Raw genomic sequence first — 11,095 nt, forward strand, 5'->3', positions numbered from 1 at the left:
CGTGATCGCGCACGAGCTCCGCGCTACTTCCTGGGCGTGCTCGACCGTGGTGATGCCGGTTCCCCGTCACCTGCGCGTAGTCGGCGAAGGGGCGGGATTCACCCGCGGGAGCGGGACAGAGCCGCCGTCTCGCGGGAATCGCAGAAGGCGAAGATGAGCGGCCCCAGCAGTGCTGCGCCCGCACTCGCGGCGAGCACCGCACCGGGCCGGAACCATGCCGGGAGTTCGGCGAACAGACCGCCGGCGGTGGACACCAGGACGATGAGGCTCACGACGGTCAGCAGGATGCCTGCCACCGAGACGAGCGCACTGCACTGAGCGAGAAGTCTCCATGCCCGCGCACGTCCCGCCCTGGGACCCTCAAGACCGGCTCGACACCGTTGCAGGGTTCTTCCGACCTCGACCGGCCACCGGACGACGCGCACGTCGTCCATGTCGTCGGGGTCGTGCGTGCGGTGCCGGATGCCGACGGCCCGTCCGACCAGGCCGCGTCCACTGCCGGGTAACGGCAGCGGGCAGGTCACCCTCCGGCGGAGAACGCCGTGCCCGTGCACGTCAGCGCCGATGATGAGCATGTCGGGGCCTTGGACCTTGCTGGGGCCGTCTTCGATCGCTTCCTCGATCACACCGACGGCGAGGTGCCCTTCGGTGAAGGGTTCCCGTGGCGGGCGGGCCAGGCCACCAGGGCCTTTGAAGGTCATCGGCGGCTCTCGGTCCAGTCCTCGGGCCACCCGTCGAAGAGCACGTCGTGCTCGTCGTCGGGGTCGAACGTGTTGTGGCGGAAGCAGACCGCCCGCCCGGCCCACCGATCGTCCGGCCCCGACGAATCCCCCGACCCCCAGTCGATGGTCCGCCGAAGCGCGGGCCGTCCCGGAAGCTCGGCGCTGACGAGGAGGTGGTAGGCCGGGTTCCCGTCGATGTCGGTCTCGGGCAGCTCGACCACCTCTCCGATGACGCCCACGGTGCGACGTCCGTCGGCGAACCGGGCTTCCACGAGCCGGGAGTTGGTCCACACGTCGAGGCCGGTCCCGATGAGCAGCACTCCCAGGCCGGATCCGTACAGCCAGGCGAAGACGTCGAACCGTTCGACGCCGGCGATCCAGAACCAGAGGGCGAGCCCGATACCGGCCGGGACCGCCGCGGCGAACGCCACCGCACCGACCGACAGGATCCACCGGGAGAGGTCCTCCAGCCGCGCCCACCGGCGGATCCGTGCCCGGGTCTGCGGCGTCCTCGCCCGGCTCATCCACTCCTCGGGCCGCCCATGCGTCACGACGCCGCCGCCTTCCTCGCGTGGCGGTCGTCGGCGAAGCGGCGCAGCAGCAGGTCCGACCCCGGCCCCGGCCTTTGATGCAGCACGTAGGTGCCGAGGTCGTATCCGGTACGGACGACGTCCTCGTGGGCTTCGGTGAGGATGACCCGGGTCCGGTGGTCGTTGTTCAGCTCGGCCGGGTCCTCGAACGCGTACACGTCCCAGACCGAGCCGACCGCGAAGCGCGCCAGGCTCTCCGCGGCGACGATGTCGGCGATCGTCGTGCCGACCTGGACGCCGTCGATGTCGACGCGGGCTTCGATGAGATCGAAGGCGGGCACGTCGCTGTCGGAGTCGGGATCCACCGCGAAGTGGACGCGCCCGGTGACGGTGGCTCGCCGTGGAGTCCGGTCGAGCGCGGGGAGTGTCCCGCGCCAGCCCCTCGTCACCAACAGGGGCACGGCGAAGCAGCAGGCGAGGACCGCGACGATCGACCGCTCCGCCCCGGAGGCCGCCGGCTCCCGGACGAACCCGAAGAGCAGCCAGGCGACCAGCACGGCGACCACGACCCACGTGGCCCGCACCAGCGAGCGCTCGGAGCCCAGACGGTCTTCGGGCTGCGGGTGCACGGGCACACCACCGGTTTCCGGCTCATGACCGGGCGGACGCTCATCGCTCAACGCAGTGAGCCTCCTTCGCTCGTCATCGCGCAGGAACGGTGCCCCCGAGCCGGTCGTGAGCGGCCGACGAGACCGTGAGGCCCCTGGCGAGCGTTGTCGACGGACGTCGGAAGTGCCTGGTCGCCCCGCTGCGGTCCGGTCTGCGATCTCTGCCTGCTCGGTTCCACCCAGTCGGCCCCTCGTCCTTCAGAGAGTGGCCGGACCGGCGCGCGGCGTCAAGGGCCAACAGAACCCGGGCCCTCGGCAAAGAGGTTGACACAAGCGGCCGGGCACTTCTCATGCCACCTTGACGACGACCTTGCCCGAGGTGTGACCGGTCTCGACGGTGGCCAGGGCGGCCGGGGCGTCGGAGAGCGGATGGACCGCGGTGATGACGGGGGTGAGGAGTCCGTCGAGGGCCAGCCGGGCCGACCGCTGAAGGTTCTCGCGGTCGACGCGACGCTCGACGAAACGCCCACCGAGATCGGGCACGGACCTGTCGCCCACGGCGATGACGTTGCGGGGATCCCGGGCCAGCGGAGCGACCGTCCGCAGCGAGGTGCCTCCGGCCAGGTCGACGATCCCGTCGAAGCCGTCCGGAAGCAGCGCGCGTGCCGTGCCGACGACGTCCTCGGCGGTGTAGTCGACGAACCGCACCCCGATGGACTCGGCGTGCTCGCGTTTGGCGGTGCTCCCGGTGCCGATCACCCGCAGCTCACGCCCGAGGGCCAGTTGGGCGACGGCGAGGCCGACCCCGCCCCCGACTCCGTTGACCAGGACCGTGGCGCCGGCCGGGAGGCTGAGCTGGTCGAGCACGTCCACCGCGGTCGTCCCGGCCACTGGCAGGGTCGCCGCCACGGTGGCGGACAGCCCCTCAGGGATGCGTGCGGTGTTCGGCGCGGACAGCACCGTCGTCTCGGCGTAGGTGCCGCCGCCGGTGAGTGCGAAGCCGAAGACCGCGTCACCCACCTCCAGCCCGTCGACGCCCTCGCCCCGCGCGAGAACGGTTCCGGCCGCCTCCATGCCCAGTACACGGGGAAACGGACGCCCGCCGTCGAGACCGTCGACCAGCCCCGAGCGCAGAAGGTGGTCGAGGGGATTCACGCCGGCGACGCCGACTCGGATCAGCACCTCGTCGCGACCGGGGACCGGGTCGGGACGATCGAAGAACTCCTGCACCTCGGGTCCGCCATACCTGCCGAAACCCCATGCCTTTCCCATCTTCCGCCGCCTCTCGTGTGACCGGCCCGGTGTTTCCGGGCACAGGTGCATCCTCACCGCTGACATCGATGTGAGGGGCAAGGGGAAGAGACGCAGGTCACAGCGTCAGGTCGACTGTGTCACCGGTCTCGCGGCCGTGGACAGCTCCGCACGGTGCCGGCTGTTGGTTCTGATCAGGACGTCGAGTGCCTCCCGGGTCTCGGTCAGACGCGCGATGTCGGCGTCGATCCGGTCACGCTCGCGCATCATCGCCGTGAACGTCTCCTCGGCGATGCCCAGGTCACCTGGGATGTCCACGCACGGCAGCACGGTCGCGATCACTCTGCTGGACATGCCCGCGTCGAACAGCTGTCGGATGAGTGACACGCGCTGGACCGCGGCATCGGAGTAGTGACGCTGCCCCGCGTCGGAGCGTGAGCTGGTCAGCAGGCCCTGCTCTTCGTAGTACCGCAGTGAGCGCGGACTCGCGCCCGTGCGCTTGGACAACTCGCCTATCCGCATCCCCGGGAGCCTACGCCCGCGAGCTCCAGATGCGGAGGGCCGTCGAGTCATGGGGGCTCCCGGTCACTCTCACGTCAGCGGTGGCGTCCTCGCCGGAGTCCGGGACTGAGCGCCGGCAGGGCATCCGTCGCCCTGACGGAAGAGGCCCAGCTCATCGTTTGTGACGAGACGGATCTTGAGCAGCCGCACCGGGCGGTACGCGCCGGAGCGGAACGGGAAACCCCCTACGGGCGGCTCGGACGGAAGGAGGCCGGGCGATGGGCCGGGAGCCCTTCGGCTCGGGTCCGGTGACGATCGTGATGGTCCTCAGCGGCAGATCGCGGGTCGGAGCAGCGCGAGGCCGTCCCGACCTCCGCGGCCGGGGAGGCCCGTTCTGCTCTCGATGCCGCCAGGGGGCCGGCGAGACCTGACCAGAGCCCTGTACCAGCGGGGCGCGAACAACCGGACGCGTCGGCGTCCTGATCGAGGAGGGCCGCGCTGGACGCCAGGGCGCACGCGGTGTCGGCGAAGAACCGCTCGTCGGCCTCGGGGGCGAGGCCCAGGGTGACGCCCTGCGCGAGACCGACGAACAGCGCCCTGAGCGCGGTGACCAGACGCTGTGCCTGATGGGGTGCCACGATCTGCCCGTTGTGCGATCGGCCGGTGAACCACGCGATCAGGTGCCTCTCCTGCGTCTGGACGGTCGCGGCCAGTCGGGACCGGAGTTCGGGGCCGTGGAGGGCCATGTCCAGCAGGGTGATCTGCAACGACAGGGCGGAGGTCGCGGCCGGGGCGTCACAGCTGCGCCGGTAGTGGCGGGCGAAGGCTCCCACCGCTTCCAGGAGAGCCAGTTCCGCGGGTACCGCCTGCTCGATCTCTTCCTGGTGCGGCCGCAGGCGGTCGGTGACCAGGGCCGCCACCAGGCCGCCCTTGCTGCCGAACATTCGCCCGCCGGACGGCCACCACCCGGCGTCTCGTCTCCGCCCGCCTCCGGTGGCCCGCGCCGCCCCCCCCGCCGCGCGGATGCCCTGTGCCTCCCGGGCAGCCGTGAGCAACTCCCGCGGGAGCCGGCCCATCCGGGTCCGTGGTGCGCGCGAAGGCGGACGTCCGTCGTGGTTCAGCCCTGGCTAAACAGCCTTCCCCCGGCCTCGTCCCTCCCGTTGGAATGACGCCGGACCCAGCCGCCTCACCGGGGAGAGCCAGTGACCCATTCCGGTGCACGCAGGCCGACCGCACCGCTCGCGGTCCGGGCGGTGGGCTCCTTCCTGCCGCCGGCCAGGACGAAGTTGGCGGAGCTGCCCTCGATCCTCGACCTGCCGGAAGAACAACGCGCCGTGTGCGCGCAGTTGGGCATCGAGACGGTCGGGGTGGACGACGCCGACGCGACCACCCTGGCCGAGCGCGCCGCCCGGCGGGCCCTGGCGGAGGCCGGGATCTCCGCCGAGGAGCTGGGCGCGCTGCTGGTGGTCGAGCAACGGGCACCGCGGACGCTGCTCAGCTCCGAGGCGACCCTGCTGCAGGCCCGTCTGGGCGCGACCCACGCGCTCACCTTCACCGTGGGCGGACTGGGCTGCGTCTCCGTGACCCCGGCGCTCCTCACAGCGAGGGGACTGCTGGCCGCCGACCCGGAGCTGGGGCCGGTCCTGGTCGCCCACGGCAGCAAGCCCGTCTCCGAGCACCGGTACCGCCACCCGGTCACCGTCAACGGGGACGGCGGACAGGCCCTGCTGCTCGGACGGCGGGGGAAGGTCACGATCGTGGACCAGGTCCAGGAGACCGACGGGCGGTACTGGGACCTCTTCCACGTCGACTACCGGGGCCGGCACCCGTCGCGGTGGCGCGAGGAGTGCACGGACCAGCCCGCCTACTCCTTCCGGCTCGCCGTGGAGACCCGCAACCGGCTGCGGGCCCTGCTCGACCGGCTGCTGCGGCGCAACGGCCTGGTCCGCGCGGACGTACGCGGCTTCGTGAGCCAGAACCTCTCCGCCGGCGGCCTCACCTTCACCGAGGAGGCCCTGGACCTGACGCTGCTCCCGGACTGCCGGGAGAACCTCCGCACCCTCGGGCACCTCGGCCCCAACGACGTCTTCCTCAACCTCTCGTCGGCCCTTCAGACCGGTCGGCTCGCCGACGGCGATCACGCCGTGCTGATCAACGTGAGCCCGGTGGCGGCCTGGAGCCTGCTGCTGGTCCGCATAGGCCCCGAGCGGGACGGGAACGCCCCGTCCCGCCAGAAATCCCAGGAGACGACGGCGTGAACGAGATCACCGGGCAGGTCACCGAGTTCCTCACCCAGGCGCTGCGCCGTCCCGTCGCTCCGGACGACGACTACTTCGCCCTCGGACTGGCCGACTCCCTGTTCGCGCTGGAGCTGGTCACCTTCGTCGAGGAGCGGTTCGCGGTCACCGTCGAGGTGGAGGACCTCGACCTGGACAGCTTCCGCACCGCCGAGCGGATCACCCGCTTCGTCCAGGCCAAGCAGGGCCACCCCGCCGGACTGGGCGCGGGCGATGACACGTCCGCCTGAGGCCGTGCCGGAGCCGGTGCGCGCCGCCCGGGAACTCGCCGCGCGCTGGCTCCTGCCGGCGGCCGCGTGGGACCGCTCCGAGGGGCTGCCCGGGGAAGTGGCCGGCGACCTGGCCCGCGCCGGACTCCTCGCCCCCGACGTCCCGGCGGAGTACGGCGGCGCGGGGGCCGGGCAGCAGGAGCTGGGCGAGGTCTGCGCGACGCTGGGCGGCGTGTGCGGCGCGGTCCGCGGACTGGTCACCGTGCAGGGCATGGTCGCCGCCGGGCTGCGCCGCTGGGGCACCGCCGGCCAGCGCCGGACGTGGCTGCCCCGGCTCGCCTCCGGGGAACTGGTCGCCGCCTTCGCCGCCACCGAGCAGGACGCCGGCAGCGCTCTCGCCCACGTGGCCACCACCGTCGAGGAGGACGGTGACGACCTCGTGGTGAGCGGCCGCAAGAGATGGGTGACCTGCGGTCAGCTCGCCGACCTCGTCCTGGTGCTGGGCCGGGCACCCGGTGGCCTGGCCGCCGTCCTGGTGGAGACCGGGCTGCCGGGGGTGCGCCGGGAGGCCGTCACCGGGCAGCTCGGGATGCGGGCCGCGCGCATCGCCCACCTGGAGTTCGACGCGGTACGGGTGCCCCGCGACCACCTCGTCGCGCCGGTCGGCCTCGGGCTCTCCCATGTCGCCGCCACCGTGCTGGACCACGGCCGCCACACCGTCGCCTGGGGCTGTGTGGGCATGGCGGAGGCCGCCCTGCACGACGCCGTCACCCATGCCGGCACCCGCCTCCAGGGCGGCACGCCGCTCAGCGCCCACCAGTCGGTGCGCGCCGTCCTGGCCCGGTCGGCGGTGGCCGCCACCGGGGCGCGGGAACTGTGCCGGCGCGCGGCCCGCGCCCGTACCCACGAGCCGGGGCGCGCCGTGCACGAGACCGTCCTCGCCAAGTACGCCGCCGCCGACGCGGCCGCGGCCGTCACCCGGGACGCCGTGCAGATCCTCGGGTCCGCCGGCTGCGCGCCCGACAGCAGGGCGGGGCGGCTGTTCCGCGACGCCAAGGTGATGGAGATCATCGAAGGAGCACAGCACGTGGCCGAGACACACATCGCCGACCGCCTCTTCCGCGACCACGGCGTCCCCGCGCCCCGGCCGGACGGAGCGACGGCATGACGGCGGACGCCCCGGCAACGGTCAAGTGCCTGGTGTGGGACCTCGACGACACCCTCTGGTCCGGCACCCTGCTGGAGGGCGACGACCCCCGCCCCGCCGAGGCCACCCTGCACACCCTGCGCGCCCTCGACGAACGCGGCGTACTGCACGCGGTGGCGAGCCGCGGCGACCACGCCACCGCCACCGCCCACCTCGCCAGGCTGGGCCTGGCCGAGCTGTTCACGGCGGTGGAGATCGGCTGGGGCGCCAAATCCGCCTCGGTGCGGCGGGTCGCCGAGGCGCTGGGCATCGGCGTCGACAGCCTCGCCTTCGTCGACAACGACCCGGTGGAGCGGGCCGAGGTGGCCGCCGCCCACCCCCGCGTACGGTGCTACGAGCCGGAGGCGGTGCCCAGCTTCCTCTCGCTGCCGGAGTTCCGCCCCCGCCACCTCACCGAGGAGTCCCGCAGGCGCCGCGAGATGTACCGCGCCGAGCTGGGCCGCAAGCGGGCCGAGGAGACGTACGAGGGAGCGCCCGGGGAGTTCCTCGCCTCCCTGCGACTGGAGCTGACGGTCCGGGAGGCCACCGAGGCCGACTTCGCGCGGGCCCACGAACTGACGGTCCGCACCCACCAGCTCAACACCACCGGCCGCACCTACGACCTGGCGGAGCTGCGGCAGCTCAGCCGCTCTCCGCACCACCGGGTGACGGTCGCCGGGCTGGAGGACGTGCACGGCTCGTACGGGACCGTCGGGCTGGTGGTCACCGAGAACGAGGCCGACCGGACCGTGCTGCGGCTGCTGCTGCTCTCCTGCCGGGTCATGTCCCGCGGTATCGGCCCGGCCCTCATCGGACACGTGGTGCGCCAGGCTCTCGCCGAAGGACGGCGCCCCCAGGCCGAGTTCGTCCCCACGGACGTCAACCGGGCGATGCTCGTCAACCTGCGCTTCGCCGGATTCCGGCCGCCCGGCGACGCCACCCGGCCGACGCCGGGCGAGCCCCTGCTGCTGGAGTTCCCGGCCGACGCCCCGCCCCCCGCCGTACCCGGCCACGTACGGCTCCTCACCCCGACCGGAGGTCCTGATGAGTAGCGGCAGCCGCCCCCCGACGACCACGCCGATCGGGGTGGTCGGCGCGGGGACGATGGGCGTCGGCGTCGCACAGTGCTTCGCCGAGGCCGGGCACCCGGTCACCCTCCACGACCCCGACCCGGCGGCGACGGCCGCCGGGGAACGCCGGCTGCGGGACGGCCTCCGGGCCGCCCGGCTGCTGCGCCGGCCCGCGCCCGGCGACCCGCCCGCCGAGGTCGCCGCCCGGGTGCGGTGGGAGACCGCGCCGGACGCACTCGCCGACGCCGCGCTGGTGGTGGAATGCGGCCCGGAGCGGATGGACGTCAAGGAACGCATCCTGCGCACCCTCGACGCCGCCTGCGGCCCGGACACCGTCCTCGCCTCGTGCACCTCCGCCATTCCCGTCGAGATCCTGGCCGGGCACACCGGACGCCCGGACCGCGTGCTCGCCACCCACTTCATGAACCCCGCGCACCTCAAGGACGCGGTCGAGGTGGTCCGCGGGCCGCGCACCTCCGAGGAGAGCCTCGCCACCGTCCTCGCGCTGCTCGACGCCATCGGGAAACGGGCCCATCTGGTGCGCGACAGTCCCGGGTTCGTCTCCAACCGGGTCCTCATGCCGATGATCAACGACGCCGCCGCCCGGGTCGAGGAGGGCACCGCCGACGCCGAGACGGTGGACCTCCTCTTCACCGACTGCTTCGGACACGCCATGGGACCCCTGCGCACCGCCGACCTGATCGGCCTGGACACCGTGCTGGACTCGCTCGTCGTCCTGCGGGAGACCACCGGCGATCCCCGCTTCGAACCCACCGCCCTCCTCCGCGGCCTCGTCGAGCGCGGACACCGCGGCCGCAAGAGCGGCCGCGGCTTCCACACCTACGGAACCCGGTGACCGCCGTGAGCGCCCCCGACGTCGCCGAGCGCCTGCGCGCCGCCCTGGGCAGCCACCCCGAGCGGACCGCCGTGGTGGTCGGCCCCGAGACCCTCGGCCACGGGGAACTGGACACCGCCAGCGGCGCACTGGCCGCCCGGCTGCGCGCCCTCGGCGTCCGGCCGGGGCAGACCGTCCTGCTCCACCTGCGGCAGAGCGTCCACACCCTGACCGGCATGATCGCCGCGCTCCGCGCCGGGGCCGCCTGGTGCGTCACCGAACCCGGCCACCCCGCCGAACGGCTCGCCGCACTGCCCCGGGACCTGGAGTGCGGCGCGCTGGTCTGGGACGCTGCCGCCGACCCGGACGCCCGGCAGGCGGTCGAGCGGCTGGCCGCCGAGGCCCCGTACCCGCTGCCGGTGCTCGACCTCGCCGAGCACCGGCGCGCCGCACCGCCGGACGACGGCACCTGGACCCCGGCACCCGACGGCGCCCCCGCGTACGTCGTCACCACCTCCGGCTCCAGCGGTGAGCCCAAGGCGGTCGTCGTCGGGCGCGACAACCTGTCCGCGCTGGTCGCGGACCGCGACGACGGGCCGTTCGGCACGGTCTTCTCGGCCTGCCGGTTCGCCTGGGACGGCGCCCTCCTCCTCACCTTCCCCGCACTGTGCGACGGCGGTACCGCCGTGCTGCCGGACCACGCCGCCCTCCCCGACGCCCGCGCCTGCGCGGAGCTGGTGCGGCGGTGGCGTGTCACCCGCGCCGTCTGCCCGCCCTCCTACTACCGGCTGATGCTGCCGCACCTCCCGGGCGCCGAGGCCCACCTGCGGCAGGTCGTCCTCGCCGGTGAGGTGGTGCCCGAGCCGCTGGTCGCCCAGCACCGCGCCCAGCTCCCCGGCACCGGGCTCCGCAACGAGTACGGCCCCACCGAGACCACCGTCGCGGTCCTCGCCCACACCGTGCCCGACGCCTCCTCGGGAACGGTGCCCGTCGGGCGCCCCCGGGGCGCCACCACCGTCCATGTGCTGGACGAACGGCTGCGGCCCGCCGCCCCCGATGCCCTCGGCGAGCTGTACGTCGGCGGGCCGCAGGTCACCCGCGGCTACGCCCGGAGGCCGGCGGCGACGGGCGCCCGGTTCGTCGCCGACCCGTTCTCCCCGCTGCCCGGCGCCCGCATGTACCGCACCGGGGACCTCGTGCGCGCCCGGAAGGACGGCGAGATCGTCTTCGCCGGGCGGGCCGACGGCCAGCTCAAGGTGCGCGGCATCCGGGTGGAGCGGCACGGGGTCGAGGCCGTCCTGGAGCGGCACCCCGCCGTCGGCCAGGCCAGCGTGCAGGGAGTGCCGGGCGACGGCGGCCTGCGGCTGACCGCCTTCTGGACCGCCGCACCGGACGCGGTGGCGCTGCCCGGCCCGCGCGAACTCCTCGCCCACTGCCGGCAGGAACTGGAGGCCGGCTCCGTGCCGGAGGAGTTCGTCCTCCTCGGCTCGATGCCGCTGGCCGCCTCCGGCAAGGTCGACGAGGCCGCCCTGACACGGCTGCTCCCGGCGGAGGGCGGCGGCCCGGACGGCGCCGACGACACGGCGGACGCCCTGAGCCAGGAACTCGCGGCGCTGTGGGCGAAGGTCCTGCGGCACGACGACTTCGGGCCCGAGGACAGCTTCTTCGACGCCGGGGGCAACTCCCGCAGCGTGGTCGAGCTGCACCTCTGCCTGGAACAGCGCTGGCCCGGCGCGCTCCGCGTGGGCCAGCTCTTCGACCTGGACCGTGTGGCGGACCAGGCACGGGCCCTGCGGGCGGCGGGCGCCCGCCCGGCATCGCGGTGAGCCGGCCCGGCACCGCACCACGGCGAACCCCACCACCGGTGGGCCGGACAACGGGGGAGA

General features: G+C 73.9%; 11 protein-coding genes and 1 pseudogene. 6 read left to right on the plus strand and 6 right to left on the minus strand.

Annotation, left to right across the window (positions count from 1 at the left end):
- Positions 1 to 98: 98 nt before the first annotated feature.
- The 6 genes and pseudogenes from Sdia_RS30175 to Sdia_RS16385 form a co-directional block, all read right to left on the minus strand.
- Positions 99 to 296 (minus strand): hypothetical protein, encoded by a 198-nt coding sequence (locus tag Sdia_RS30175; protein ID WP_229831165.1) that lies wholly within the window; start codon positions 294 to 296, stop codon positions 99 to 101.
- 401 nt (positions 297 to 697) lie between these two features.
- Complete coding sequence (locus tag Sdia_RS16365) at positions 698 to 1,246, minus strand: hypothetical protein (RefSeq protein ID WP_124288338.1); 549 nt, start codon at positions 1,244 to 1,246, stop codon at positions 698 to 700.
- 23 nt (positions 1,247 to 1,269) lie between these two features.
- Positions 1,270 to 1,881, minus strand: coding sequence for a hypothetical protein (locus tag Sdia_RS16370; protein ID WP_124288339.1), 612 nt, complete (start codon positions 1,879 to 1,881; stop codon positions 1,270 to 1,272).
- A gap of 327 nt (positions 1,882 to 2,208) precedes the next feature.
- Positions 2,209 to 3,132, minus strand: coding sequence for an NADP-dependent oxidoreductase (locus Sdia_RS16375; protein WP_115069655.1), 924 nt, complete (start codon positions 3,130 to 3,132; stop codon positions 2,209 to 2,211).
- Positions 3,133 to 3,237: 105 nt separating this feature from the next.
- Positions 3,238 to 3,633, minus strand: coding sequence for a MerR family transcriptional regulator (locus Sdia_RS16380; protein WP_115069654.1), 396 nt, complete (start codon positions 3,631 to 3,633; stop codon positions 3,238 to 3,240).
- A 452-nt stretch (positions 3,634 to 4,085) separates the two neighbouring features.
- Positions 4,086 to 4,556 (minus strand): annotated as a pseudogene (locus Sdia_RS16385) (TetR/AcrR family transcriptional regulator); the annotation flags it as partial.
- A 309-nt stretch (positions 4,557 to 4,865) separates the two neighbouring features.
- On the opposite strand from Sdia_RS16385, the gene Sdia_RS16390 reads away from it, so the two are divergent.
- From Sdia_RS16390 to Sdia_RS16415, 6 genes are read left to right on the plus strand one after another with little or no spacing between them, the layout of a single operon-like run.
- A complete protein-coding gene (locus Sdia_RS16390; protein ID WP_115069689.1) occupies positions 4,866 to 5,870 on the plus strand; it encodes a beta-ketoacyl-[acyl-carrier-protein] synthase family protein in 1,005 nt (334 codons plus the stop codon).
- The gene (locus tag Sdia_RS16395) at positions 5,867 to 6,139 is read left to right on the plus strand and encodes an acyl carrier protein (protein WP_100457072.1); all 273 of its coding nucleotides are present in this window, start codon (positions 5,867 to 5,869) and stop codon (positions 6,137 to 6,139) included. Before Sdia_RS16390 ends, Sdia_RS16395 begins: the two co-directional genes overlap by 4 nt.
- Positions 6,123 to 7,286: an acyl-CoA dehydrogenase family protein gene (locus Sdia_RS16400; RefSeq protein WP_203605529.1), complete on the plus strand. Its 1,164-nt coding sequence runs from the start codon at positions 6,123 to 6,125 to the stop codon at positions 7,284 to 7,286. Before Sdia_RS16395 ends, Sdia_RS16400 begins: the two co-directional genes overlap by 17 nt.
- Positions 7,283 to 8,356 (plus strand): HAD-IIIC family phosphatase, encoded by a 1,074-nt coding sequence (locus Sdia_RS16405; protein ID WP_115069653.1) that lies wholly within the window; start codon positions 7,283 to 7,285, stop codon positions 8,354 to 8,356. Before Sdia_RS16400 ends, Sdia_RS16405 begins: the two co-directional genes overlap by 4 nt.
- Positions 8,349 to 9,230, plus strand: a complete 882-nt coding sequence (locus Sdia_RS16410) for a 3-hydroxyacyl-CoA dehydrogenase family protein (RefSeq protein WP_115069652.1) — start codon at positions 8,349 to 8,351, stop codon at positions 9,228 to 9,230. The genes Sdia_RS16405 and Sdia_RS16410 overlap by 8 nt, the downstream gene beginning before the upstream one ends.
- Positions 9,231 to 9,235: 5 nt before the next feature.
- Positions 9,236 to 11,035, plus strand: a complete 1,800-nt coding sequence (locus Sdia_RS16415) for a non-ribosomal peptide synthetase (RefSeq protein ID WP_229831176.1) — start codon at positions 9,236 to 9,238, stop codon at positions 11,033 to 11,035.
- The last annotated feature ends 60 nt before the right edge of the window (positions 11,036 to 11,095 follow it).

Source organism: Streptomyces diastaticus subsp. diastaticus (genome assembly GCF_011170125.1).
GTDB classification, from domain to species: Bacteria; Actinomycetota; Actinomycetes; order Streptomycetales; family Streptomycetaceae; genus Streptomyces; species Streptomyces diastaticus.